The 25,685-nt window shown below is 64.9% G+C and carries 26 protein-coding genes; 8 read left to right on the forward strand and 18 right to left on the reverse strand.

Features of this window, described 5'->3' with window-relative positions; translation table 11 throughout:
- Window positions 1-69: 69 nt before the first annotated feature.
- Window positions 70-477 (forward strand): F0F1 ATP synthase subunit epsilon, encoded by a 408-nt coding sequence (locus tag HDIA_RS20035; protein ID WP_099557764.1) that lies wholly within the window; start codon window positions 70-72, stop codon window positions 475-477.
- 85 nt (window positions 478-562) lie between these two features.
- Window positions 563-1,399, forward strand: coding sequence for a class I SAM-dependent DNA methyltransferase (locus HDIA_RS20040; protein WP_099557765.1), 837 nt, complete (start codon window positions 563-565; stop codon window positions 1,397-1,399).
- Between the two features lie 85 nt (window positions 1,400-1,484).
- Here the strand turns inward: HDIA_RS20040 and HDIA_RS20045 are convergent, their stop codons facing one another.
- The 13 genes from HDIA_RS20045 to HDIA_RS20105 form a co-directional block, all read right to left on the reverse strand.
- The gene (locus tag HDIA_RS20045) at window positions 1,485-2,747 is read right to left on the reverse strand and encodes a DUF2254 family protein (protein ID WP_099557766.1); all 1,263 of its coding nucleotides are present in this window, start codon (window positions 2,745-2,747) and stop codon (window positions 1,485-1,487) included.
- 198 nt (window positions 2,748-2,945) lie between these two features.
- Window positions 2,946-3,884, reverse strand: coding sequence for an N-carbamoyl-D-amino-acid hydrolase (locus HDIA_RS20050; RefSeq protein WP_099557767.1), 939 nt, complete (start codon window positions 3,882-3,884; stop codon window positions 2,946-2,948).
- The gene (locus HDIA_RS20055) at window positions 3,881-5,119 is read right to left on the reverse strand and encodes a diaminopropionate ammonia-lyase (protein WP_099557768.1); all 1,239 of its coding nucleotides are present in this window, start codon (window positions 5,117-5,119) and stop codon (window positions 3,881-3,883) included. Before HDIA_RS20055 ends, HDIA_RS20050 begins: the two co-directional genes overlap by 4 nt.
- The gene (locus HDIA_RS20060; protein ID WP_245883994.1) at window positions 5,116-5,607 is read right to left on the reverse strand and encodes a nucleoside deaminase; all 492 of its coding nucleotides are present in this window, start codon (window positions 5,605-5,607) and stop codon (window positions 5,116-5,118) included. The genes HDIA_RS20055 and HDIA_RS20060 overlap by 4 nt, the downstream gene beginning before the upstream one ends.
- Window positions 5,608-5,772: 165 nt before the next feature.
- Window positions 5,773-6,339, reverse strand: a complete 567-nt coding sequence (locus HDIA_RS20065) for an RNA pyrophosphohydrolase (protein WP_245883996.1) — start codon at window positions 6,337-6,339, stop codon at window positions 5,773-5,775.
- Complete coding sequence (locus HDIA_RS20070; protein ID WP_099557770.1) at window positions 6,336-6,863, reverse strand: RNA pyrophosphohydrolase; 528 nt, start codon at window positions 6,861-6,863, stop codon at window positions 6,336-6,338. Before HDIA_RS20070 ends, HDIA_RS20065 begins: the two co-directional genes overlap by 4 nt.
- 19 nt (window positions 6,864-6,882) lie before the next feature.
- Window positions 6,883-8,076, reverse strand: a complete 1,194-nt coding sequence (locus HDIA_RS20075) for a divergent polysaccharide deacetylase family protein (RefSeq protein ID WP_099557771.1) — start codon at window positions 8,074-8,076, stop codon at window positions 6,883-6,885.
- 239 nt (window positions 8,077-8,315) lie between these two features.
- Window positions 8,316-9,644 (reverse strand): S41 family peptidase, encoded by a 1,329-nt coding sequence (locus HDIA_RS20080; protein ID WP_173796267.1) that lies wholly within the window; start codon window positions 9,642-9,644, stop codon window positions 8,316-8,318.
- Window positions 9,641-10,930 carry a murein hydrolase activator EnvC family protein gene (locus tag HDIA_RS20085; protein WP_157775750.1) on the reverse strand — a complete coding sequence of 430 codons (1,290 nt, stop codon included), beginning with the start codon at window positions 10,928-10,930 and terminating at the stop codon, window positions 9,641-9,643. The genes HDIA_RS20080 and HDIA_RS20085 overlap by 4 nt, the downstream gene beginning before the upstream one ends.
- 493 nt (window positions 10,931-11,423) lie before the next feature.
- Window positions 11,424-11,906, reverse strand: coding sequence for a 23S rRNA (pseudouridine(1915)-N(3))-methyltransferase RlmH (gene rlmH, locus HDIA_RS20090; RefSeq protein ID WP_099557773.1), 483 nt, complete (start codon window positions 11,904-11,906; stop codon window positions 11,424-11,426).
- A 25-nt stretch (window positions 11,907-11,931) separates the two neighbouring features.
- Entirely contained in the window at window positions 11,932-12,285 is a 354-nt protein-coding gene (rsfS, locus tag HDIA_RS20095) for a ribosome silencing factor (RefSeq protein ID WP_245883998.1), read from the reverse strand.
- 180 nt (window positions 12,286-12,465) lie between these two features.
- Entirely contained in the window at window positions 12,466-13,104 is a 639-nt protein-coding gene (locus HDIA_RS20100; RefSeq protein ID WP_099557775.1) for a nicotinate-nucleotide adenylyltransferase, read from the reverse strand.
- 19 nt (window positions 13,105-13,123) lie between these two features.
- A complete protein-coding gene (locus HDIA_RS20105; RefSeq protein ID WP_099557776.1) occupies window positions 13,124-14,407 on the reverse strand; it encodes a glutamate-5-semialdehyde dehydrogenase in 1,284 nt (427 codons plus the stop codon).
- A 337-nt stretch (window positions 14,408-14,744) separates the two neighbouring features.
- On the opposite strand from HDIA_RS20105, the gene HDIA_RS20110 reads away from it, so the two are divergent.
- Entirely contained in the window at window positions 14,745-16,124 is a 1,380-nt protein-coding gene (locus HDIA_RS20110) for a DUF2778 domain-containing protein (protein WP_245884001.1), read from the forward strand.
- Between the two features lie 12 nt (window positions 16,125-16,136).
- Here HDIA_RS20110 and HDIA_RS20115 read toward each other — a convergent pair whose 3' ends face one another.
- The 3 genes from HDIA_RS20115 to HDIA_RS20125 all read right to left on the reverse strand — a co-directional run bounded on the left by HDIA_RS20115 (window position 16,137) and on the right by HDIA_RS20125 (window position 20,311).
- Window positions 16,137-16,922, reverse strand: coding sequence for a cyclic nucleotide-binding domain-containing protein (locus HDIA_RS20115; RefSeq protein ID WP_157775751.1), 786 nt, complete (start codon window positions 16,920-16,922; stop codon window positions 16,137-16,139).
- A gap of 40 nt (window positions 16,923-16,962) precedes the next feature.
- Entirely contained in the window at window positions 16,963-18,567 is a 1,605-nt protein-coding gene (locus tag HDIA_RS20120) for a putative bifunctional diguanylate cyclase/phosphodiesterase (protein WP_162292673.1), read from the reverse strand.
- A gap of 265 nt (window positions 18,568-18,832) precedes the next feature.
- Window positions 18,833-20,311, reverse strand: a complete 1,479-nt coding sequence (locus tag HDIA_RS20125) for a subtype B tannase (protein ID WP_099557779.1) — start codon at window positions 20,309-20,311, stop codon at window positions 18,833-18,835.
- Window positions 20,312-20,607: 296 nt separating this feature from the next.
- Between HDIA_RS20125 and ffh the strand changes: the two genes are divergently transcribed.
- The 5 genes from ffh to trmD all read left to right on the forward strand — a co-directional run bounded on the left by ffh (window position 20,608) and on the right by trmD (window position 24,376).
- Window positions 20,608-22,146 carry a signal recognition particle protein gene (gene ffh, locus HDIA_RS20130; RefSeq protein WP_099557780.1) on the forward strand — a complete coding sequence of 513 codons (1,539 nt, stop codon included), beginning with the start codon at window positions 20,608-20,610 and terminating at the stop codon, window positions 22,144-22,146.
- Entirely contained in the window at window positions 22,143-22,457 is a 315-nt protein-coding gene (locus HDIA_RS20135) for a chorismate mutase (RefSeq protein WP_099557781.1), read from the forward strand. The genes ffh and HDIA_RS20135 overlap by 4 nt, the downstream gene beginning before the upstream one ends.
- 48 nt (window positions 22,458-22,505) lie before the next feature.
- Window positions 22,506-22,880, forward strand: a complete 375-nt coding sequence (gene rpsP, locus HDIA_RS20140; RefSeq protein ID WP_099557782.1) for a 30S ribosomal protein S16 — start codon at window positions 22,506-22,508, stop codon at window positions 22,878-22,880.
- A 255-nt stretch (window positions 22,881-23,135) separates the two neighbouring features.
- Window positions 23,136-23,693 (forward strand): ribosome maturation factor RimM, encoded by a 558-nt coding sequence (rimM, locus tag HDIA_RS20145; protein ID WP_099557783.1) that lies wholly within the window; start codon window positions 23,136-23,138, stop codon window positions 23,691-23,693.
- Entirely contained in the window at window positions 23,690-24,376 is a 687-nt protein-coding gene (trmD, locus tag HDIA_RS20150; protein WP_099557784.1) for a tRNA (guanosine(37)-N1)-methyltransferase TrmD, read from the forward strand. Before rimM ends, trmD begins: the two co-directional genes overlap by 4 nt.
- 53 nt (window positions 24,377-24,429) lie before the next feature.
- Here the strand turns inward: trmD and HDIA_RS20155 are convergent, their stop codons facing one another.
- Both HDIA_RS20155 and HDIA_RS20160 read right to left on the reverse strand, forming a co-directional pair.
- Entirely contained in the window at window positions 24,430-24,909 is a 480-nt protein-coding gene (locus HDIA_RS20155; protein WP_099557785.1) for a BA14K family protein, read from the reverse strand.
- Between the two features lie 348 nt (window positions 24,910-25,257).
- Window positions 25,258-25,623, reverse strand: coding sequence for a BA14K family protein (locus tag HDIA_RS20160; protein WP_099557786.1), 366 nt, complete (start codon window positions 25,621-25,623; stop codon window positions 25,258-25,260).
- Between the last annotated feature and the right edge of the window lie 62 nt (window positions 25,624-25,685).

Consider the following 25,685-nt stretch of genomic DNA (forward strand, 5'->3'; position numbering starts at 1 on the left):
ACGCGGGCCGGCGGCAAAACCACCGGCCCGTATTGCTCAAAGTTTCAAGCCTTCTAGTGGGAGCCGACGATGGCCGGTCCTTTCAAATTCGAACTGGTGAGCCCCGAGCGCCTGCTGCTCTCCGAAGAGGCGCTGCAGGTCGATCTGCCGGGCACCGACGGTGACTTCGGCATTCTGGAAGGCCACTCGCCCTTTATCTCGACGCTGCGTCCCGGTGTTGCCGTGATCACGCTGCCGGGCGGTTCGATCCAGAAGTTCTTTGTGCGCGGCGGTCTTGCCGAGGTATCGGCTGCCGGCCTGACGGTCCTTGCCGAAAAGGCGATCGCCCTGTCGGACCTCAAGGCCGACGAGATCGCCCAGGAAGTGAAGAACGCCGAGGAAGACGTCGCCGATGCCGCGACGGAAATGGCTCGCCAGGCGGCGGAGATGCGTCTCGCCCAGATGAAGGATCTGGCCAACGCCCTCAAGGCGGCCTGATCGTCCGCGAGACATGCATGCTTTCCGAAGGCCCCGGTTCTCCGGGGCCTTTTTCGTTCCTGACAGATGACCGGACCCGGAAGACATGGCGAAGAAATCGGGAAAATCGAAAACGGACGCTCTCGCCGAGGCCTACAACCGCGCGCTCGCGCTGGAAAAATCCGGCGATGTCGAGGCCGCCGCCAAGGCCTACGCCGACGTGCTCGCCCTCGATCCGGCCGATCATGGCGGTGCCGCCGTTCGGCTGGCGGCCATGGGCAGGGGCGAAACGCCACTCAAGGCGCCCGATGCCTATGTCGAGACGCTCTTCGATCAGCACGCCGAGGCCTTCGAGGATATTCTCGTCGAGCAACTCGGCTATTGCGTGCCGCTTCTCATCCGCCAGCAGTTGCAGACGCTGAACCTGACCGCCTTCGGGACCGTGCTCGATCTCGGCTGCGGCACGGGGCTTGTCGGCACCGCCCTGCGCGACATGACCAGCGGCGAATTCGTCGGCATCGACCTCTCCGAAGCCATGGTCGGCGTCGCCTACGATAAAGAACTCTACGACACGCTCTATGTCGCCGAATGCGTCGACTATCTTGGAAGCAATGACGAAGGCACCTTCGACCTGATCGTCGCCGCCGACGTGCTGCCGTATGTCGGAGACCTTGCGCCGCTCTTTGCAGGTGCTGCGGCAAATCTGAAACCCGGCGGTCTCCTGGCCTTTTCCTCGGAGACACGACAGGCCGAAGACATTGGCGCCGAAGGCTACAGGGTCGGCCCGAGCCAGCGCTTCCTGCACGCAGAACCTTATGTCCGCGGCGAACTCTCAAAGGCAGGATTTGAGATCCTCTCCCTGACGGACATCAATGTCCGCATGGAGAATGGCCAGCCGTCCCCGGGCCACCTGATCATCGCGCAACGACACGTCGACGCCTGAAACAGACGGGCGGCCTCATGAGGGCCTTGTCGCGGTCCGCAGAGCTTCAAAAGTCACTGCGGTGGACAGACTGGATCACCCACGCTCACGGCACCGTTTTCGGCACGGCGTCGCGGGCAACCTCCTGAAGCAGGGCCTTGTCCTCGGGAAGCGACAGGGCCTCGAGGCTCCGTTCCAATGCCGCATCGGCATGCTTGCGAGCCAGCGCCGCATGGGCGCCGTCGCCGGCGAGAGCCAGGACACCCAGCATCTTTTGGAGGCGGATCGCGACTTCCAGCAGCCCGGCCCCGTCGCGCGCGATGGGCCGGATAAGATCGTCGAAAAGATCGTCCGCATTGAGCCCCGGCGCGTAGACATGCGGATGCAGCGGCTCGCTCGTCACCTTCTCGCTCGAAACCTCGATCCAGTTCGCCAGAAGGCGCGTGCCGGCCGCCAGCGCCGCGATCGCCGTGCCCGGATCGTTGATGGCGGGCGACAGGGCTCTCGACGCCACTTCGGCAAGAACGATCATACCGAAGCGCGGATCATTGGAAAAATGCCGCCTGTCGGCGATCGTCAGCGCCTCGACGAGACGCTCCATCTCCCCGTCGTCGAGAGCATCGCGGCTTTCCATCACCATCATCCGCGAATGCACATAGCTTCCCGGCACGACGATCAGACGGATCACGGTGTCATTGCGCGCCGCCACGGCTTCGATGATGCCGACGTCGACATGCTGGACGTAGCCCTGGGCCGCGCCGGTGACCGCAAATCCCTGGGCCGGCTCCCACTCCTCGGTCGGTCGTCCCCCGAAATGCGGGTGTTTCAGCCATTTGGCAAAGGCGTCCAGGCAGGCCCGTTCCACCCTCGCCGTTGTCACGTCTACGCGGACGAGCGCGGCCAGATGATCCATCCAGTGCAGGAATGTCACCACGATCCAGAGCATGATGACGACCGTGACGACGAAGAGCGCGAAGCTGCCCTTTTCGCCGAAGACGCCGAGATTCATCAGAACGAGGCTGGTCACGCCAAAAAGAAACGAGCCGAGAAAGATCGAAATGGCGTTCTGGGCGGTCCGGTCCTCGGTCACAAGGGGGGTCGCCCTGGGCGTCACGTTGCTGGTCGCCGCCGAGAATCCCGAGATCATCGTGCTCAGCGAGAAGGTCGTCACCGCCAGCATGCTGCTGGCGAGAATGTTGAGCATGGTCTCCGTCGCAGCGCGCGGGATTTGCAGCGACAGGTAATGCGCGACCAGCGGATCGATGGCGAAGGCAAAGATGGTCGTCGCGACAGAGAGCACGGAGAACAGGGCAGCCCTCAGCCAGAGGCGGCGGGTGAGGTTCGCCAGTATGAAGGACAGATTGCTCAGTGTCCCGCTCCGGTCAGCCGATCATGGGCAAGGTTGTTCGACAGAATTGTACAATCAACACATCAAGGCTTCGAATGTTCCGGCCTGCGTCCCGCTCGACGTCCTTGAAGCCGGGCCAGATCGGTCACGGACATGCCCCGCTCCGGACCGCGTGACGCTCTTGCCCGCCAATCCCGCCAACCCCATCATAGCACGCTCTTATGCGTCCTTCGGTGCCGTCAGCAAACCATAGGTGTCCGGCTCGCGGTGAAGCGCGAAATTGAAGATATTGGCCTTGATCTCGCGGCACCGGTCGAGGTTGATGGGCGCGGTCACGAGTTCATCGCCGCGTGTCGCCGCCAGCGCCACAATCTCGCCAGTCGGCGCGACGATGCAGCTTCCGCCGATGAGCTCGCAGCCCTCCTCGAACCCGGCCTTGGCGCTGCCGATGACATAGGTGCCGTTCTGGTAGGCGCCGGCCTGAAGGCTGAGGTGATTGTGAAAGTCCTGCAGGTGGTCGTGCTCCGGCGCCGGCGGATAGTGCTGCGGCGTGTTGTAGCCGACGGCGACGAGTTCGGCGCCCTGAAGGCCCAGCATGCGAAAAGCCTCCGGCCAGCGCCGGTCGTTGCAGATGAGCGTGCCGTAGCGTCCGCCATCCACATCGGCAACGGGAAAGCCGAGATTGCCGCGCGTGAAATAGCGCTTTTCCAGATGCTGGAACGGCCGTTCGGGCTCGTGCTCGCGATGGCCCGGCAAATGAATCTTGCGGTATTTGAGCGCGATCTTCCCTTCGCGGTCGACGAGGATCGCGGTGTTGTAGCGCACCGCCCTGCCCTCTTCCTCGGCCAGTTCCGCATAGCCCAGATGGAAGCCGATTCCCGCCGCCTTCGCCGCCTCGAACAGCGGCGCGACGTCGGCGTTGGGCATTGCCCTCTCGTAAAAGACGTCGAGATCGGCGTCGTTGCCAAAGAACCAGCGCGGAAAGAAGGTCGTGAGCGCCAGCTCGGGAAAGACGACGAAGCTCACCCCGCGCGCCTTCGCCTCATCCAGCAATGCCAGCATGCGCCCGACGACCGAAGAGCGCGGCTCGTCACAGGCGATGGGCCCGAGCTGGGCGCTGGCGGCAATGAACTTGCGATCCGTACCTGTGTTGCTCATTGCCGTTTCTCCCAGGCGGTGGCCGCGGCGCGCACCTCGTCGCCCGTGCGCCCGGCAAGGCGTGCATAGACCGCCGGGTCGGTATCACCTTCCGTGCCGAAGACAAGGACGCGCGACCTCGGTCCAAGCTCCAGCCGGGCCGCGGCCTCGGTGTCTTCCATCAGGGCTGCAAGCGCAGCGATGCCGGCTACGGCGGATTCCCCGGCGACCACCGGTTTGTCGCCGCAGGCGCCTTCCGCCAGGACCTTCATCGCATCGATCGCGGCCCGGTCCGGCAACCGCACGACCACGTCGGCGCCCGTTTTCAGGATGTCGTAGGCAAGCTCGGAAACCTCGCCGCAGGCTAGCCCGGCCATGAGGGTGTCGAGGTCCCCGCCGACGGTAACCGGATGCCCGGCGGCGATGGTCTCGTACCAGCAGGCCGCGGCCTCTGGATCGGCCAGGATCACCTTGGGGCGGTGGGGGGCCGTCCGGCGCCAGACGTGGGCGGCGACAGCCGCCGCCATGCCGCCGACGCCCGTCTGCAGGATCAGATGGGTCGGCAGGTCGTCCATCTGGGCAAGCGCCTCGAAGGCCATCATCTCGTAGCCCTGCATGACATTCGCCGGAACGTCGCGATAACCGGGATAGGAGGTATCGGAGACAACGAACCAGCCCTCGCGCGTCGCGGTCTCCTGGGCCTCGCGCACACTGTCGTCATAGTTGCCGGCGGAGCGCACGACGCGGGCTCCGAAGGCCTCAATGGCGGCCTTGCGCCCCTCGCTGACATCCTTGTGGATGAAGATGACGCAGCGGCAGCCGAAGAGCTTCGCGCCCCAGGCAACGGATCGGCCGTGATTGCCGTCTGTCGCGCAGGTCACCGTCAGGGTGTCTGCGATCTCGGAAAAGCGCCCCTCGAAAAGGTCCGCCATCTCCGGCGTTTGCCCCGTCTCGTCCGCAATCCGCTTCATCAGCAGCCGCATGACGGCATAGGCTCCGCCAAGCGCCTTGAAGCTGCCGAGCCCGAAGCGGCCGCTCTCGTCCTTGTAGGCGATGGATCCGACGCCGAGGGCATGCGCCAGCTTCGGCATGAAGACAAGCGGTGTCGGCGCATAGCCGGGCCATGACGTGATCGCCGAGCGCGCCGCCTGGAAGGTGGCATCGCTCAGGATCGCCTCCATCGCGGGCGTATAGTCCCTCCCGGCCTGCCCATTGAAGACAATGGCCGCGCCGCTGGTCTCGATCGATGGTGTCATGCGCGCGATGCCCAGAAGGTCAGGTGCATCTCGGCGGCCTCGTCCTCGAGCATCGGCCCGACGACCTCGACCGTCCGTTGGCCAGTCGCGAGCACCTCCCGGCAGGGCATGTCCAGCGTCGGGTTTTCGGGATGGTTGCCGGTGATCGTCTTCAGCCGTGCCTCCGAGAGCCCGTAGACGATGCGCCCGATCCCGGCCCAATAGGCAGCGCCCGCGCACATGGCGCAGGGCTCGGCCGAGGAATAGAGCGTCGCACCGGCGAGTTCCTCGGGACGATAGGCCTTCGAGGCGCGTGTGGCGATGACCCGCTCCGCATGGCCGGTCATGTCATGGTCCGGAAGGTAGGCGTTGCCCTGTTCCAGGAGAATGGTGCCGTCAGCGCCGACGACGATCGCGCCGAAGGGGTGGCTCCCCTCCTCGGCGGCTTTGGCGGCAATGTCGAAGGTCCGGCGCAGAAAGACGGTGTGATCGAGATCGGGAAGAGACACGAAGCGGTCCGGCAAAAAGGAGAAAGGAAAGACAGCCGGCTCCAGAGATCGGGAGCCAGTCAGGCACAGCATAGTGCATTGCAGCGAAGCTTGGGAACAGGTCGCCGGATCAATCCGGTGCAGAAATCATCAGCCGGCGCAGGAAATGATGGGGCGCGTCGCCGATCAGGTCATGGAGCCGAAAGCAGCCACGACCCGTTCATAGATCCCGCGGCGGTGAAGCGGACAGATCAGCGGCATGCCGGCAAGCGGCCGCCAGCCCCATTCGAGAAATTCCGCCGGCTCGTCCGTGTGCTCGGCAAGCACCGTGATCTCGCGCTCGTCGCCCATGAAGCGGAAGGCAGCCCAGCGCTGACGCTGACCGCGAAACGGATAAAGCTTGTGGACGGATGCCCCCCGCGCCGGAAAATCGTAGGTCCACCAGTCGTCGGTAACGGCGAGGAAGTCCGCCGAGACGACGCCGGTCTCCTCGTGAAGCTCGCGCCGCGCAGCCTCGACGATGTCCTCGCCCGCGTCGATCCCGCCCTGCGGCATCGCCCAGTCGAGCCCAGGAGCGAAGACTTCCGGATCCGGCCAGCCGAAGAGGTTCGGAAAGGCCCGTCCAGCGAAGACGAGACCGGCCGCATTGAAGAGGCAGATGCCGACATTCGGCCGGTAAGGCAGATCGGCCGAAAGCGGCTCGCGCTCGGCCGGGTCGGGCGGTGTCTCGGCCGCCGGCAGCCGGACACTCACGCCGGAACGGCCAGATGCTGGAAAGCCGTCACCACCTGCTCGTAGACCGGGCGCTTGAAGGGAACGATCAGGCCCGGCAGAGCGTCGATCCGCTCCCAGCGCCAGTCGCGGAATTCCGGCTTGTGCGCGCCGCCGGCCGGGTTGTGGATGTCAATCTCGCTTTCCTTGCCCTTGAAGCGGAAGGCGAACCACTTCTGCGTCTGCCCGCGGTATCGGCCTCTCCAGGCTTTTCCGCTCTCCATGGGCAGGTCGTAGGCGAACCAGTCCGGTGCTTCGGCGATCAGCTCGACGCTGCGGACATTCGTTTCCTCATAGAGCTCCCGAACCGCCGCATCGAACGGCGCCTCGCCCGGATCGATGCCGCCCTGCGGCATCTGCCAGGAATAGGCCGGCGCTTCCTTGTTCGCCTTGGCGGCCTTTGCCGCGCCCTCGCCCCGGCGCTGTCCGATCCAGACCTTGCCGTCCTTGTTGAGCAGCAGGATGCCGACACAGGGACGATACGGAAGCTCATTGAGGAACGCCATTGATCTGCCTTCTAACCGATCAGCCCCCCGGCCGCTTCAGCGCGGCCGTGAGAGGAACGAGAGTGATTCCGCGATTTTCCAGTCCGCTGGCCCAGTCCTTGATTCGCGCGATGGTGACCGGCAGCGCCGAAGCATAGCCGATCGCGATTCCCCGTGTCCGGGCGATCTCCTCAAGCTGAACGAGACGCGTGTCGACGCTGGCGTCGGAAGGTTCGGAATCGATGATGAGATCGGCAAGGACAAAGGGCGTTCCCACCTGGCCGGCGATTTCCCTGGCCTTGCTGCGCGACGACGAGGCATCGTCGAAATAGAGCAGCCCCCGCTTGGCAAGGTCCTGGAGGACCGGTTCGAACGCGATCTGGTTGGCGGTGAACCGCGCGCCCATGTAGTTCATCACACCGACATAGGCCGAGATGCGCGCCATCAGCCAGTGCAGCCGCTCCAGATTCCGGTCAGCGGAATTATCCGTCAGCAGCGTATGGGGGCCAGGATCGTTGTCGGGAAAATCGAACGGCTCCAGCGGGATTTGCAGCAGCAGTTCATGACCGTCCTGCCGCGCCCGCCGTTGCCAGAGATCGAGACTGTTGCCATAGGGCGCGAAGGCCAGTGTGATCTCCGGCGGCAGTTCGTTCAGAGCCTCGTGCGTTCCCGTCTGGCTGAGGCCGAGACCGCCGATGACGATCGCGACCTTGGGCGATGCACCGATGATGGGCGGCACCGGCCGGGCATAGGCGTCGACCGGCCGCACGCCATTGGCGCCGACCCGCGGCAGCGCGCCAACCGAGGATGCCTCGACGAGAGCCGGCAATCCCTGCACCGGCATCTCCCCCTTTGTCTCGGAGGACGCCATGTCGCTCGCATCGCCAGACATTGCGCCCGGCATCGCGCCAGGCAGCGTGACGTCGGCGACATCCGCATTGCCCTCGCCGGTCGTCGGCAGCGGCGCATCGCGGCTCACCGGCGGCAGCCGTTCGCCGGCTCCGGACTTGACGCCGACGACCGCGACGCGTTCGGAGCTTTGCGCGTCCTCGCCGCGCTCGATACGCACGACGGCTTGCGGTTCGCCGCCGAGCGGATCGTCGATGGCAAAGACCCAGATGGACGCCCCCGCCAGCGCGATGAAGATCAGGCTCAGCGACAGGGCGAGATAGGGGACTCTCCTGCGCACTGCCTTGGGCAGCTTCAGTCCAAGCGGCGCTGAAAGGTCATTCATGGCAAGACGCGGGCCTGCGAACGGAATTGCTGAACATCGGTTTCGATATCTAGAGCACCATCCCTCTTAGGAAATCGTTAACCGTAATTTCGGCCCGGCCGCCGCGACCGGCGGTGCTGGAGGACTGTCCAGCCGTGTCCGGGCCGGAGGGGCTGATGACCCCACTTGCGAAAATGGCCGGGCTTGAGCCCGGCCATCGCTTCAACACCCTCGGAAGGGCGGTCTCATCGGCACAGGGCTCAGTTCGGAACCGGCGTGTCGCCCTTCGGCGGGAAGGCGCTGTTCGCCTGCAGGCCGCGCAGAAGATCAAGCGCCGTGTTGAGCTGCTTGTCGTCCTTTGCATCCGGCGGCACATAGGCGCCCGAGCCGGTCTCTTCCGTGCCGTCCTGCGACGAAAGATGGCCCGGCAGGCTTGCCTCGCCCTTGGTCTCGACCTGGCCCTTCAGATCGTCCGGCAGCTCCTGCTTGACCTCGATGTCGGGCGTGATGCCCTTGGCCTGGATCGACGTGCCCGACGGCGTGTAGTAGCGCGCCGTGGTCAGGCGGATCGCACCGTTTTCGCCAAGCGGGATGATCGTCTGGACCGAGCCCTTGCCGAAGGACCGCGTGCCGAGGATCGTCGCGCGGCGATGATCCTGAAGCGCGCCTGCGACGATCTCCGAGGCCGAGGCCGATCCGCCGTTGGTCAGGACGATGACCGGCTTACCGCCCGTCATGTCGCCGGAGCGGGCACTGTAGCGGCGGGTCTCGTCCTCGTGGCGCCCGCGCGTCGACACGATCTCGCCCTTGTCGAGGAACGTGTCGGAGACGGCGATGGCCTGGTCGAGCAGGCCGCCCGGATTGTTGCGAAGGTCAATGATGAAGCCCTTGAGCTTGTCCTTCGGGATGTCCTTCTCGATCTTCTCGATGGCGGCCTTCAGCCCGTCATAGGTCTGCTCGGTGAACTGGGTGATTCGGATGTAGCCGACATCGTCCTCCTCGCGCGAGCGGACCGACTGGATCCGGATCACGTCACGCTTGACGGTGATCTCCAGGGACTTGGACGCCCCCTCGCGGACCACGGTCAGGGTGATCGGCGAATTGACCGGCCCGCGCATCTTTTCGACCGCCTGCTGCAAGGTCATGCCCTGCACCTGCTCGCCGTCGAGCGCGACGATCAGATCGCCGGAGAGAATGCCTGCCTTCGCGGCGGGGGTATCATCGATGGGGGTGACGACCTTCACCACGCCGTCCTGCATCGTGACCTCGATGCCCAGACCGCCGAACTCGCCCTTCGTCTGGACCTGCATGTCCTCGAAGCTCTTCGGGTTCATGTAGCTGGAATGCGGATCGAGCGAGGTCAGCATGCCGTTGACGGCGGCCTCGATCAGCTTCTGCTCGTCGGGCACCTCCACATAGTCAGCGCGAATGCGTTCGAACACATCGCCGAACAGCGCCAACTGACGGTAGGTGTCGGGCGCCGCGGCATTTGCGATGCCGATGGACGAAAGGTCCGCCTTGCCCACACCAACGGCGACGACCGCGCCGATCAGGGCACCCGTCGCCAGCAGTGATACTTTCTTCATCATCCGCGAACCTTCCGGTCTTCAGAGGCCACCCACCAGGGTGACGGGTCAATTGCAGTGTCGTCCTTTCGGAACTCCACATAAAGAACAGGTTGTGTTGAACTTGCGTCCGGCGCCGTCGCGCTGACAAGACGCGTCTCTCCCATGGAGCCCAAGGGCTCGCCTGTGAGCACGAACTGCCCGAGCTGGACGTCGATGCTCTCCATGCCTGCTATGACTATATGATATCCATCTCCTGCATCGAGGATCAAGAGTCGCCCGTAGGAGCGAAAGGTCCCGGCATAGACAATCCACGCGTCGCAGGGCGAGGTGACGCTGGCCCCCGCGCGCGTCGCGATCGAAACGCCGGAGGACAGGGTTCCAAAGCCCGTATCGGCGCCATATCCTTCAATTTCAACACCCCGGACCGGAATACGCAGCGTGCCTTTGGCGTCCCCGAAGGCAATGGCGGGCCTGAGCCGCCCCATTCCGGTGTCGGTTCGGCCGGTCTGCTGGCGCTGCTTTGCCGCGTCAAGCTGCTTGCCAAGGCTTGCGATCAAATCTTCGAGAGTCTTCGCTCTCTTGCTCAGTTCCTCGGCTCGCTGCCGTTCCTCGGCAAGATTCTGCTCCGATTTTTCGCTGAGCTTGCGCTTTTCCTCGACCAGCAACTGCACGCGCTTGCGGTCCTCGGCCATCGCGACACGGTCGGTCTCAAGGCGCTTGCGCTCCGCCTCGACCTCGTTCCGCACGCTGATGAGCGCCGCAAGATCGGAGGCAAGGGCCTCGGCCTCGACACGAAGTTCAGGCAGAACGGCGCCGAAGGCAATCGCCGAGCGCACCGCGCCGAGCGCATCTTCCGGCCGCACCACGACCGCCGGCGGCGGCCGCCGGCCGATCCGCTGCAGCGCGCCCAGCACGTCGATGAGAACGCCGCGCCGCGCGTCGAGGCTCTTGCGGATATCGGCGGCATTGCGGTCGAGCCGCTGAAGCCGCTGCTCGCTGTCCTCCAGTTCGCCTTCGAGCGTCTGGATGCGGGCCGCCGTGGTCACCAGCTTGTCCGTCAGGGCGGCGCGGTCCTTTTCGATTCCCGCGATCTCGGTTTCCAGCGCGTCCTGGCGCTCCTTGGAAAGCTGGATCGAATTGGAGATGGACTCAAGCTCGGCCTGCGATGAATTGTGCTGATCGGCAATGTCGCCGCGCTTGTCGCCTGCCTCCGCCTGTCCGGCTCCAAGGTCCGATCGCCCCGCGGCCGAAGGTGACCCGCCGGTCGTCTGGGCGTGCCCGCCCGATGTCGCAAGGGCGGCAGACAACAGGAGCACTGCGGCCAGCCGGAAACCGGGCAACATCCGCTGGACAGACGTCCGGCCGCGATAAATCCCGTCCCGGACCAGAATCGGCAACGAAGGACATGCGGAAAAAAGGGTCAGCGCTACCCGTCGCCCGGCCGGACGCTTCAGCCGCGTGTCTTGAAACAAGCGCAACCTTATGACCGCCAACAGGCTTGTCCTCAACATCCGCGCATTCGCCCGGTTTCGGGCGAAGTCAGTTCAATGTCCGCTCGGGAAGGAAACAGTCTAGTCAGAATTCGTTAACCAGTTCTTCCGGCCCGCCGGTCCGGAAGCATTGCATCCTCATGCGTGCCCATGCCTCAGCATCAGGGCAAGATCATGGCCGGGACACATTTCGGCTCGCATTGAAGCCTGGCATCAGTCCGCTTCGAGCAAAACCGGCAGGATCGCGACCTTATCCGGTCCAACTCCGCGGTCGTCCGCAAACGGCTTGCCGCATCGTGGCTCCAGGCCTTCAGGCCCGATGATAGGGATGACCTGAGAGCATCGTCACGCTACGGTAGATCTGTTCTGCGATCAGAATTCGCACAATCTGGTGCGGCCAGGTCATGTGGCCGAGAGCGATGGTTCTCTCGGCGCGCTGGAGCAAGGCATCGCCATGGCCATCCGCTCCGCCGATGAAGATGTCGACGCCAGCACGCCCGCCATCGCGGGCCTCCGACAGAAGCGTGCAGAATTTGTCGCTGGTGGGCGTCTCGCCCCGCTCGTCCAGCACGACCAGGAGTGACTTGCCCTGCACGCCGGCAAGAAGCGCCTCGGCCTCCTCGGCCTTGCGGGCGGCAGCACTCGAGGCCCGGCTTTCGGTCAGTTCGCGCACGCCGACCGGCGAGAGGCCGACGGCCCGCCCCGCCTTGTCCGCACGATCCAGATAGCGCGCAACGAGTTCACGCTCCGGACCGGCCTTCAGCCGGCCCACCGCATGAATGGTCACACGCATACTTCGCCCCGGTTACGCTCGCCGATCAGCCGACCCGTCGGCCTGAGTCCGGGTCCGCCCACATCTTCTCCAGATTGTAGAAGGTACGGACTTCCGGCCGAAAGACATGCACAATCACGTCGCCGGCGTCGATCAGCACCCAGTCGCAGGCCGTCTGGCCCTCGACGGAGGCATTGCCGAGACCGGCATCCTTGAGGTCTTTCAGGAGATGTTCGGCGATCGCCGCGACATGTCGGTGAGAACGGCCGGACGCCACGACCATAAAGTCGGCAACCGGTGTTTTCGCGGTGATGTCGAGAGCGACGATATCCTCGGCCTTGCTGTTTTCCAGGCTCGCGAGGACAGCGGCAAGGGCCGCTGAAGGGTCCGCATCGGTCATGGCAACCGATGAAACCGGCGCGACTGAACTCGCGCCTTCGGACATGTGCAACATATTCAGGGGATTAACCTCCCTTCGGTGATTCCACGGGGCGCCGCTTGCCGGAAAGCCCCATCCCTCCCTGCCTGACAACAGGGACAGGCGACTTCGAATGTGCGCCCGGACGATGAATTTTTCAAGTCAGACTGCCGATTCAGCCGCCGGGCTCTCTGTCCCGGTCCGGGTGTCCCGACGGTTCCGCCGCAGTTCGGTCGAGGACAGCGGCGATCGCCGGCCGGTCAGAAAGACCCAGGCCGGCGGCTTCAGGGAAGCGATGCACGCCGCATCGCTGGCATCGATCCGGTAACGCGCGAAGGTGCGCGCCGCCGGCGAATTCAGTGCCTTCAGGCTGGCGCCCGGCCGGTCGACCACCACCACCGGCACCGTTTCGACGATTTCCCGCCAGTCGCCCCAGCGATGGATCGTCGCCCAGTTGTCGGCGCCGATGACGAGAACAAAGCGCACATTCGGCCTCATCCGCGTCAGCCGGCGGATCAGGTCGATCGTGTAGCGCGTGCGAAGCCGCGCCTCCAAGTCGGTGACGATCATGCGCGGGTGGCGTGCCAGTTGGCGCGCATTGTCCATGCGCTCGGCCATGGACGGCAGGCGGCCGGTGTCCTTCAGGGGATTGCCGGGTGTGACCAGCCACCAGACCCGGTCGAGCCGCGCCCGGCGCATGGCCATCAGGCTCGCAAGACGATGGCCGAGATGCGGCGGATCGAAGGATCCTCCGAACAATCCCACGGCCATCCCCGCTACGGTCGGTGGAAGACGCTGCATGAGCCCCCGAAGCGGAAGGTCAGGTGCGAACCTGACCCGTCCCCGTCACGCGATACTTGAAACTCGTGAGCTGCTCGGCGCCGACAGGCCCGCGCGCGTGCATCTTGCCGGTGGCAATGCCGATCTCGCCGCCCATGCCGAATTCGCCGCCGTCGGCGAATTGCGTCGAGGCGTTCCACATGACGATCGCCGAGTCGATGCTGTTCATGAACCGCATGGCCGTTTCGGCATCGTCGGTGATGATCGCTTCGGTATGGTGCGAGCCGAAGGTCTCGATATGCTCGATGGCCGCATCGACCCCGTCGACGACCCGCACGGCGAGGATCTTGTCGAGATACTCCGTGCGCCAATCCTCTTCGCTGGCGACCTTCGCCGCCAGATAGATCGCCCGCGTCTCCGCATCCCCCCGGATCTCGCAGCCTTCCTCGGCAAGAGCCTTCAGGATGCCGGCAAGATGCGCCTTGGCGAAAGAGCGCTCGACGAGCAGCGTTTCGGCGGCCCCGCAGATGCCCGTGCGCCGAAGCTTGGCGTTGAGGACGATGGCTTTCGCCATTTCCGGATTAGCCTCGGCGTCGAGATAGACGTGGCAGATGCCTTCCAGATGCGCGAAGACCGGCACCCGCGCCTCGGACTGGACACGCGCGACAAGGCTCTTGCCGCCACGCGGCACGATCACATCGATATGGCCATTGAGCCCAGCGAGCATCTCGCCCACGGCCGCCCTGTCGCGGGTCGGCACGAGCTGGATCGCGTCGGCCGGAAGGCCCGCCGCCTCAAGCCCCTCGACCAGCGCATTGTGGATCGCCGACGAGGTCTCGAAAGTGTCCGAGCCGCAGCGCAGGATCGAGGCATTGCCGGCCTTGAGGGCCAGACCGCCTGCATCCGCCGTCACGTTCGGGCGGCTTTCGAAGATGATGCCGATAACGCCGAGCGGCGTTGCCACCCGCTCGATCTTGAGCCCGTTCGGCCGGTCCCAGGCGGCCAGCACCCGGCCGACAGGATCGGGAAGAGCGGCGATGTCTTCCAACGCCGCTGCAATGGCCTCGACGCGGGCCTCGTTGAGTGTGCCGCGATCGAGGAAGGAGTCGATCCGGCCGGCCTCATGCATGGCGGCGACGTCACCCGCGTTGGCCGCAAGGATCGCCGGGGTGGAGGCGCGAACGGCCGAAGCCATCGCCTTCAGAGCGGCGGTCTTTTCCTGCGGCGACGCAATGGCAAGGCGCCGCGCGGCCTTGCCCGCCCGCTCGCCGATCTCTGCCATAATGGCCGCCACATCCCCGTCCGTCTTGGTCCTGTCCAGCATCGCACGTCACTCCGCCGCCGTCAGTTCGGTCGGCTTCCATCCATAAAGGCGGCCCTGATAGCATTTTGCGGAGAAAATTGCAGCCCTCAAGCGATCCTTGCTCCCGCACAGGACTTCACAAGTTGCGGCCCGGACGTTCTGTAAAGGAGTTGGTTACCAACTTCGTTGATCCTTCCTCAAGAATTCGGCGCCGCCTCCTACTTCTTCTGGGATGCCAAAAGTCTGCCGGATTTCGAGGTTAGTCGAGCCATGTGTTTGAAACGGGGATGGACCCGAGCGATGGCTTCTGACGACAGTCACACGGTGGCCAGGACGACCGCCGGTTAGGGTCAAGAACTTGACGGCAATAGACTTCTACGGCGCGGTGCCGGCTTCGACGCGCGGGCGCCCTGCGAGAACCTGGACACGCGCCTCCCGTGGGGCAACGGTCGGTGCGAGCATCGCTGCGCTGGCGCTCGCGGGCACGGCTTTGCTGTCCCTTGCCGGCGGACTTGCCGCCTACCATCTCGCCGATCGTGCCGCGAACGCCGACAGGCACGGAACGCGGATGTTGGAGCCGGCGCTCCTGGTGCAGCAGGCCCAGCGCGCGCCTCAAGCCCGTCCGACTCTGTTTGCCCTGAACGACACCCGCGCCAGCAAGACCGATCTGCTCGCCCCGAACCTGCCTGCGGAAATCCCGGCCGAGCCCGTCAAGGAGGTGAAGGCCTTCGAGGCGGCCTGGTCCAGCTTCGGTCAGACGGTCGTCGCCAGCCGCTCCGGCGGTCCGGCGCTGGAGGAACGCTCCGCGGACCAGCTCGCGCCCTCCACGGACGTGGCCATGGCGGCGAATGCGCAGGCAGCCGGCAGCAACGCCGCCGTCGCGATGGAGATCGCTCTGGGCGACGCATCGAACGAGCCATCGGCCCCGATCGTCCTCGCCTCGCTGGAACAGGACGGCGACGCGGCACCGGACGGACTTGTTGCCGTTCCCGAGGACGAAACCGCCAGCCGACTGCCCTCCGCTCCGATCCCGCTGCCGACGACGCGGCCCATCGAAGTGGCGCGGCTGGAAGAGCCCGCACCCGAGAACGAGGCTCCGCCCGCGCCGGACAGCGCGGCCCCGTCCGCCGCAGCCAGCATGCCGGAGACGGTTCCCCTTCGGGGCCGCCAGCCGGAGCCCCCCGAGGACAAGCCGCTCGGCGGGCGCACCAGCCCCTATGCCATCGCCTATGCCAAGGATGAGGAAGCGCCGGCCCGCAGCAAGGGCATTTTCGGCTCCATCGGCCGCCTCTTTTCAGGCGGTCCGCGTGGCCCGGACATGGCTGAGATCGGCAACCGCACCGCCGTCTACGATATCTCGACGGCGACGGTCTACATGCCCGACGGCAGCAGGCTGGAGGCTCATTCCGGTCTCGGGTCCATGATGGACGACCCGAGTTTTGTGAAGCAGAAGAACAAGGGGCCGACGGTCCCCAACGTCTACAAGCTGGTCATGCGCGAGTCGCTGTTCCATGGCGTGGAGGCCGTCCGCCTGCTGCCCCACGACGGGGTCAACAAGTATAATCGCGACGGCTTCCTGGCGCATACCTACATGCTTGGAAAGTCCGGCCAGTCCAACGGCTGCCTCAGCTTCAAGGACTATCAGGCCTTCCTGAAGGCCTTCAAGGCCGGCAAGGTCAACCGGATGATCGTCGTGCCGGAGATGTCGAAGCTGAGCACCTATACCGCGATGCTGTGATCCGATTGCCGGCTATCCGGCCGCGGGAAGTGTTGGTCCGGCCACGGGCTTTGCGGTCGCGCGCACCAGCTTCTGAACAAGGTTGCGGCTGATGCTGGCCTGCAGGGCATAGCGCACGGACTGGCACTTGATCAGTCGGCCGGCCAGCAACTCGCGGCTGAACCAGGCATAGCGCACGGCCCCGGATGACAGAACGGTCGCCAGAGCTCCTCCGCCGTCGGCCCAGGTCATCTCGCCGATGAAATCCCCCGGCCCGCAGTCGCCGGCGTTGCGCCCGCGAGACTGCACCTGTGCCGTGCCGGCCGAGATATACATGAGCCCGCCGACGGGCTTGCCCTCCTCTGCGAGGACAGCCCCATCCGGGACCTCGCGCCATTCGGCGGCGGAAAGCAGAATTCTGGCTTCGGAAGGGGAAGCGCCAGGTGCGATCGCCTCCAGCATTCGGCGTTCTTCCTCGGTCATGGAGGGCGGACGGTTCAGCCACCAGATGATGGCGAGCTGGACGAGATTGACGAGGACGAAAATGCTTTGCCAGAGGACGCTCACCGGATCGACCACAACAAGAATCCGGTAGGCGACGCTCATCATGCCGTAAACAATGGCAAGGGATCGCAACCAGACGATGTTGCGCATGAACATCGACGCGACAAGCACCAGATAGATGAGGTGGCCGACCATAAGGTCCGGCTGGCTAAAGGCCTTCGCCAGGTCTTGCTGTATGAAATCCATCATCAATGGCCCCCAGCCTACGCCGCCGTAGAGGGCCTGAAAAATACTGATTTTTTGCGCGACGGACAATGGATCGAGCCGGTTTTTACAGCCCGTCATCGACCCGGCTTCACTCCGCGAAGCGAAGGACCTTCTTCCAGTCCGTTGCGACAAGCGGCCTCGGCCGTCCGAAATGATACCCCTGGAACATCACGAGGCCGGCGAGGCGGGCAAGCTTCGACTGCTCGTCGGTCTCGATCCCCTCGGCAAGAACCTTGAAGCCAAGCAGATTGCCGATCTGGTTGACGGCGGCAACGAAGACCTGGGCGGTCGGGTCGTTCTCCAGCGTCTGGATATAGCTCTTATCGATCTTGACGATGTCCACGGGAAGTTCGCGCAGCACCGCGAAGGAACTGTTGCCCGTGCCGAAGTCGTCGAGCGCGATCCTGAAGCCGATCTCGCGCATCTCCTTCACCTTCTGAAGGATATTGTCCGACGCGTTGAGGATCACCGTTTCCGTGATCTCGAGAACGAAATTCTCGGCGCTGCGCCCGCTTTCCCGCAAAGCGCTCTTGAGCATCGGAATGAGTTCCTCGCCCTTCAGCTGCTCGCCTGAAATGTTGACGAAGATCGTCGGATAGTCGGCCGCGGTGAAGTCGTGGCACACCCGCCGGAAGACCCATTCGCCGAGGGCGTCTATCAGGCCGGTCTGTTCGGCCACTGGCACGAAATGGCCGGGCGACGTCGGCCCGCGGAAGGGATCGGGCCACCGGACGAGAGCCTCAGCCCCGATGGCCTGCCCGTCCTTGCCGACGATCGGCTGATAATGCACGTCGAGGCGATCGAGGATGATGGCGGCCCGAAGGTCGCGCGCGTCCTTCCTCAGTTCGATCTGCTCTTTCTGCATTTCCTTGTTGAAGAGCGTCACCTGCCCCCGGCCGTTGCGCTTGCCGGCGTAGAGCGCGATGTCGGCGAATTGCAGCAGCGTATCCGAGAGATTGGCATCCTTCGGCGCCAGCGCGACACCGATGGAAAGCCCCTGGTATCCCCTGGTCTGTTCGTTCAGCGCCATTGCCGCCCGGCAGCGGTCCATGAAGTCGTTGATGTCGCTGAGCAGCCGCCAGTAGTCGGTCGCCTCGACGATCGCCGCGAATTCGTCGCCGCCGAGCCGGCCGATGGTCCAGCCGACCTGCCGTCTGGCGCAATCGACGATGCGTCTCAGCATGAGGTCGCCGGCGGCATGGCCGAAGGCATCGTTGATATGCTTGAAATGGTCGACGTCGATCAGAAGCAGCGCGAATTCGCTCGATGGCCGCCCCTTCATCTGCGCACTGCGAATGTCCTGCAGCCGCGCGTCGAGGATGCCGATGAACTTGCGCCGGGTCAGGGCGCCGGTCAGGTGATCGACATTGATCAGCCGGTCCCTTTCTTCCTCGCGCTCCTCGATGTGGCCGGACAGGCGTCCGACGAAGAGAAAGCCGCCGAGAAGCGGAAAGAAGGACGAGACCAGCAGCGCGCAGGCAAACAGTCCCCAGCCGTGCGGCAGAACGCCCCCGTCCGGGGATGTCGACATTTCCGCGCCGAAGAGCACAAGCGACAGGACCGCAAAGACGCCCGCCACGAGCTGCATCTGCCGCGTCCGGCCGAGCAGCAGATGCACACGCGTCATCGACAGCTCCGCGGCCTCGGCGACGGAGCGCCGTCTCAGGAGAAAACCGACAATCGGCTGTTTCACCGCCATCCCGTCCCGATCGCTCCCTCACCTGGGCCACATGTGCGCGGCCGACCACTCGCGATTGCGTTGGAGAAGGAGGTAACCGAAAAAGATTAACGAGATTGACAATCAGACGAAGAAAGCAAAGGAAAAACAGTTATTTAAGCAGAACTAATTTAGCCGGATAACATATGAGGACCAGTCCACCGGCGAGCACTCCCGGCATGCTGCGGCAACCAGCAGCAACGGCGGACCATCGTCCTCAACCGCCCCGGCGCGCGCAGCACTACAGGCTGTAGCCCGCGATGTCGCCGATCCATTTCACGAAGGCGCCGGGGTCGTAGTTCACCGCGTGCCCGCCGTCCCAGTACATGGCGGCATTGACGTCGTAGCCGAGGTTTTCTGCGGCGGCGGCAAGGTTGCCGGAAACCGACAGCGACGTATCCGTGTCCATCGTGCCGACCCGGATCCACCAGTGCTTCGCATGGGACCCAGACGCTTCCTTAAGGAAGGGCATCGGATTCATCATCCGCACCGTCTCGGCAAGATCGGCATCGAGTTCGGCGGCGGGGTTGCCCGTCCCATGGCGCAGGCCGTAGAGCGTGAAATGCCGCGCGGGCGTCCTGCCAAGGCCGAAGAGATTGTTCTCGGGCGAGGAAAGATCGAAGGCGTCGAACGCTGGCGCCGCCTTCATGCGCGGGCCGACATGCGCGAGAAATCCGTTCCAGTCGAACGAGACGTCATCGCCCGAAAGGCTCATGAAGCGATTGCGGCCAAGATAGGCCGCCCGGTCCTTCTCCGGCAGCCACTTGAGAAAACGTCCGGCCGCCGGCTGCAGATAGGTCCGGGTCAGATAGTCGCCCATGGTTTCGGCGGTCAGCGGTCCGAAACCGCCCAGCCCCCGCAGCCCGAGCGAGGCCTGATAGCCGGCGAAGGCGGCTCTGAGTTCGTCCGAGACCGCGCGGTTGATCCGTCCGCCACCCTGGAGCGGATTGTCGCCCCAGTTCCATTCGTAGGCCATGTCGGCGTGTTCCAGATCGATGATCGGACACCAGACGCCGCTTGCGAAGACGGCGTCGCTCGCCTCGGCCGCTTCGAGGGTCTTCAAATGAGGCTCGTAGAGCGGACTGTCGCCCGTGGCGCCGAGAAGCGACGACATCGCGCCGCCGGCGCTGGTGCCGGAGGTGACGATCCGATCCGTGTTGCCGGGAACGCGGCCCTTGTTGAAACGCAGGTAGCGGACCGCCGCCTTGAGGTCGACGATGGCCGCCGGCGCGACGCCATAATGGACGCCGTCGGCACTGACGAGCGTGCGTCCGCGCGCGCCCGGTTCGACGACCACATGGCCGGCGCCAAGCGCGAGCAGGACATTGATGTTCTCGCCGGCGCCGTTCCGGTCGACGACCGAGGCGGGATTGAATCCCCCGACCGCCGTATGGAAGAGGATCGGCGCTTCGCTCGCATCCACCGGCCTGCCGTCGATCCGGACCGGAACGGAGATATTGAGACTCTGATGACGCAGGTCGACCGGCCTGCCCACATAGGGAACGGCCTTGTAGAAGCGGTAGGTCACGTTCCGGACACCGTTGTGAACCGGGACCATCGCCTTCCGTTCGACGAACGTGTCCTTGTCAAAGATCAGGGAAATCTCCTTTCGCCCGCTGTCGGGAGGCGTTTCCTCGCGGAACCCGGCCAGGACCCCGGCTGCACCGAGAACCGTTCCTGCGCCAAGACCGAGTTTGAGGATGTCTCTGCGGCCAATCATTCTTCAGACACCATATCGGTTCGAAAACAACAATCGAGGTGATATGTGTCTCGCACAAGGTCTTGACCACCTTTGGCCGCGACAGAAACCCATTTTCCTTGACTTCGCAGGCCCGCCGCTGTAGTCACCCGACAAATTTCTGCAAGGTCTGCCTTCAGAGCCGCCGACCGGGGCCATGATCCCGGAGGTCAACATCCGTCAGCGCGATGCGCCCACGGGTGCTGTCGTGCTTTGCATATACGCCTTGCCGGGACTATGTCAGGCGGGAGTGTTCCTCCCGCAAAAGGTTGCTGTCGATGTTTGAAACCCTTTCGGATCGCCTTTCCGGCATTTTCGACAAGCTCACCCGCCGCGGTGCGCTGTCGGAAGCCGACGTGTCCGAAGCGATGCGCGAAGTCCGCCGCGCCCTGCTCGAGGCCGACGTGGCGCTCGACGTCGTCAAGTCCTTCACCGACAAGGTCCGCAATCGCGCCATCGGCGCCGAGGTGGTCAAGTCCGTCACCCCCGGCCAGATGGTCGTCAAGATCGTCCACGACCAGCTCGTGGAAATGCTCGGCTCCGACGCCAAGCCCATCGACCTTCATGCCGTCGCCCCGGTGCCGATCCTGATGGTCGGCCTGCAGGGCTCGGGCAAGACGACGACGACCTCCAAGATCGCCAGGCGCCTGACCGAGCGTGACCGCAAGAAGGTCCTGATGGCCTCGCTCGACACGCGCCGCCCGGCCGCGATGGAGCAGCTCAAGATCCTCGGCGAGCAGAACAGCGTCGACACCCTGCCGATCGTTCCCGGCCAGACCGCCGTGCAGATCGCAAGCCGTGCGATCAATGCGGCCAAGCTCGGCGGCTACGACGTCGTCATCCTCGACACCGCCGGCCGCGTCACCGTCGATCAGGAACTGATGGCCGAGGTCGCCGAGGTCAAGCGCCAGACGAACCCGCACGAGGTGCTGCTCGTCGCCGACGCCCTCACCGGCCAGGACGCCGTCAACACGGCGCGCGCCTTCGACGAGCAGGTGGGCGTCACCGGCATCGTGCTGACCCGTGTCGACGGCGACGGCCGTGGTGGCGCCGCGCTCTCCATGCGCGCCGTCACCGGCAAGCCGATCAAGCTGATGGGTGTTGGCGAAAAGTCCGACGCCCTTGAGGATTTCCATCCCTCCCGCGTTGCCGACCGCATCCTCGGCATGGGCGACATCGTCGCCCTCGTGGAGAAGGCCGCCGCCAATTTCGACGCCGATCAGGCGGCGAAGATGGCCAAGAAGATGCAGAAGGGCGAGTTCGATCTCGACGATCTCGCCGAGCAGCTTCGCCAGATGCAGAAGCTCGGCGGCATGTCCGGCATCATGGGCCTGATGCCCGGCATGGGGAAGATGAAGAACCAGATCGCCGCGGCCGGCTTCGACGACAAGCACATCAAGCGCCAGATCGCGATCGTTCAGTCGATGACCAAGAAGGAGCGCGCCAAGCCGGCCCTCCTCGACGCCAAGCGCAAGCGTCGCGTCGCCGCCGGCTCCGGCACCGACGTCTCCGACATCAACAAGCTTCTGAAGATGCATCGGCAGATGGCCGACATGATGAAGAAGATGGGCAGGCAGAAGGGCGGCATGCTGGGCAAGATGCTCGGCGGCCTCGGCGGCGGCATGCCCAACATGGGCGACGTCGATCCCGCCGTTCTGGATCAGGTGGCCCGTGACGCCGGCCTTGGCGGCCCCGACGCCCTGAAGAACGCGATGAAGGGCATGCCGGGCGGTCTTCCCACCGGCCTTCCCGGAATGGGCGGCATGCCCCGGCTTCCCGGCCTTCCGGGCCTCGGAAAGGGACCCAAGGGCAAATGAGCACTGCCGCCGAAAAAAGCCTTGGCGACGGCCAGGCTCTCGAACAGCTCAAGGAATTGCGCTCGTCGATCGACAACATCGACGCCGCGCTGGTGCATCTGCTCGCCGAGCGGTTCAAGTGCACGCAGAAAGTGGGGGTCCTCAAGGCGACCCACGATCTGCCGCCCTCCGATCCTGCCCGCGAGCAGCAGCAGATCGATCGTCTTCGTCGTCTCGCCGAGGATGCGAGGCTGGATCCCGATTTCGCCGAGACCTTCCTGAACTTCATTGTCAGGGAAGTCATCCGGCACCACCAGGCAATCCGCGGATAAGGCGGATTTCAGAAAAACGACCGAACCAGACCAGGAAAGCAGAAAACAATGTCTCTCAAGATTCGTCTCGCCCGTGGCGGCGCCAAGAAGCGTCCGTTCTACCGCATCGTCATCGCCGACGCCCGCTCCCCGCGTGACGGCCGCTTCATCGAGAAGATCGGCACGTTCAACCCGCTGCTGGCCAAGGACAACGCCGATCGCGTCACCCTCGACCTCGACCGCGCCAAGCATTGGCTCGGCGAAGGCGCCCAGCCGACCGATCGCGTCCTGCGCTTCCTCGACGCCGCCGGCCTGATGACGCGTCCGGCCCGCAGCAACCCGAAGAAGGCCGAGCCGGGCACCAAGGCCAAGGAGCGCGCCGCCGAGGCCGCCGAGAAGGCCGCTGCCATCGCCGAGGCTGCCGCCGAAGCCTCCGCCGAGTAATCGGTCGGGTTCTTGAACTTGCGCGCGCCGTCCGTTTGCTTCGTCGAGCGGACGGCGTTCGTGTTTGGGCGCCCCAATTTGCCGGACCGGCGTCCGACCTCAATCCTTCGGGACGGCCCGCAGGGCTTCCTCGGGTTGAAGTATTCCCGACATCTCGAACGGCATGCAATCGGCCGTTCTTTCCCATCGTCCCGAGCAAGGCGCAAGGCGACCGTTTCGAAGGACGAAGGAAAAGCCCAATAGGCGGCAACGTCCTTGAAGACCACCCTTCCCCATCCGATCCTGATCGCGGAAATCGGCGCGGCCCACGGCATTCGCGGCGAACTGCGCGTCAAGCCGCACACCGCCGATCCCGAAGCGATCGGCGACTACGGCCCGCTGACGAGCGAGGATGGCCGGCAGTTCATCGTCAAGAGCGTGCGTCCGAACAAGAATGTCATCGTCTGCACCTTTGACGGCATTCGCGACCGCAACGCCGCCGAGGCCCTGACCGGCACGAAGCTCTACGTCGACCGCTCCGCCCTGCCCGAGACGGAGGACGAGGAGGAATTCTACCATGCCGACCTCATCGGCCTTGCCGTCGAGACGGTAGGCGGCGAGGCCATCGGCACGGTCGTCGCGCTGCATGATTTTGGTGCCGGCGATCTTCTCGAGGTGAGCCGGACGAGGGGGGGCTCGTTCTACGCGCCCTTCACCCGCGATTTCGTCCCGACGATCGACATGGCGGCGGGCAAGATCCTGATCGATCCGCCCGAGGATTTCTTCAAGGCGGAAAAGCCGCCCGAGGAAGAGGACGGGGAGGACGGGCGGTGAGCGGCTTTGCGGCCTCGGTGCTCACGCTCTATCCGGAAATGTTTCCCGGCCCTCTCGGGCTCAGCCTTGCCGGCAAGGCGCTCGGCAACGGCACCTGGTCGCTGGAGACAACCCAGATCCGCGACTTCGGCCACGGCAGGCATCGCGCCGTCGACGATACGCCGGCCGGCGGCGGCCCCGGCATGGTCCTGCGCGCCGATGTCATGGCGGCCGCGATCGACAGCGCCTCTCCGCCGGACGATCCCCGCCCCCGGCTGATGATGAGCCCGCGCGGCCAACCGCTGACGCAAACCATGGTGCGTGAATGGGCCGGCGGCCCGGGCGTCGTCATCGTCTGCGGGCGGTTCGAGGGGATCGACGAGCGCGTCATCGAGGCGCGCGGCCTCAAGGAAGTCTCCGTCGGCGACTATGTGCTCTCGGGCGGGGAAGTCGCGGCCATGATCGTCCTCGACGCCGTCGTGCGCCTTCTGCCCGGCGTCATGGGCAACGACCAGTCTGGCGAGACGGAAAGCTTCGAGACGGGACTGCTGGAGCACCCGCAGTATACGCGGCCTGCCGTCTTCGAGGACCGCTCCATTCCCGAGATCCTAACGTCTGGCGATCACGGCCGGATTGCGCGCTGGCGCCGGGAACAGGCCGAGAAACTGACGGCCGAGCGCCGCCCCGATCTTCTGAAAAAATAAGCGGCCGGGCGAAACCGCCCGACCGCTCCTTTCAGCACCCAGCATCTCAACTCTTATTGGCAGTAATGCCTGTAGCCGTCGTAGCCCATGAAGGTGCCCGAGCGGGCATCGAAGGACCTGTATTTCGACGAGCAGTAACTGACGTAGCCGGCCGATCCGAACCGGTAGCCCCCGGCGGAAGGCGGCGCGTCGGAATTGATGGTCGCCCGCGACCGCGGCGGCGGAGCCATGGATCCCGCGGCGATGCCTCCGAGAATCGCACCCGCGGCAAGTCCGAAGATGGCGGCGGCCGCCGCATCGTTGTTGTCGTCATGACGACGATGCCCTTCGTACCAGCGGCGATAGTCGCGGTCGTTCCAGTGACGACGGTCCTTGCGCCAGCGATAGTAATCCCTGTCGCGCCCGTGTTGGTTGTAGTAGCGCTCCATGTAGTGCTCACGCCGGCCATCGGCGAAGGCTGGCGCGGCCGTGGCGAAAACACTCGTCGCCAGAATCGTTGCGGCAAGAACGGCGCTGATTGTTCGTTTCATCATTGGTCTCCTGTCTGCGGCCCGCACCCTGCCGGCATTCCGTCCGACTGACACCGGAAGCGTTCCGGCCGAGCCACTCCCGCCGAGGCTTGGCCTCGCCTTCGAGCATGGCGACAAGTGTGGGCGTGGCCACCTGAACCTCACCTGAACAGTCGACGAGAGAACGACCGAAGGGCATTTCCGGTTCCGCGCCTCCCCCCGGACCACCGGAGGAAAGCTCCTGCCTTCAGTTCTTTGAGATGGGTATATCGGCCGCCGCTCGCAAGATGACCTTTTGGTCGCATGCCAGAACGGCCAGGCACGAGAGGGGCCTGGCCGTTCTGCTCCGCATCGGTCGGACGGTCCTGCCGATCAACGGCAATAATGGCGATAGCCGTCGTAGCCGAGGTAGGTGCCCGAGCGGGCGTCGAAGGAGCGATACTTGGCCGCGCAGTAGTTGTAGTAGCCGGCCGTTCCATAGGCCCAGCCCCCCGCTCCCTGCACGCCATTGTAGCCGTCGTTGTAATAGTAGGTCGGCTGACGATAGACCCGGCGCGGCGGCGTGTTGGCGATCATCCCGCCGACGATGGCGCCCGCGGCAAGGCCGAAGATGGCCGCTGCGGCGGCATTGCCGCCATGGCGATGATGCCAGTGGTGCGCCTCGGCCGGAGCGGCGGCGGCGAAAAGGCTGGTTCCGACGATGGCGGCTGCAAGAATGGCGCTGACGGTACGTTTCATGACCCGGTTCCTCCTGGTTGCTACCGGGGCGGTGGCGGTTCCTCGACACGCCGGCCAGCCCC

The sequence above is a fragment of the Hartmannibacter diazotrophicus genome (assembly GCF_900231165.1).
GTDB lineage: Bacteria > Pseudomonadota > Alphaproteobacteria > Rhizobiales > Pleomorphomonadaceae > Hartmannibacter > Hartmannibacter diazotrophicus.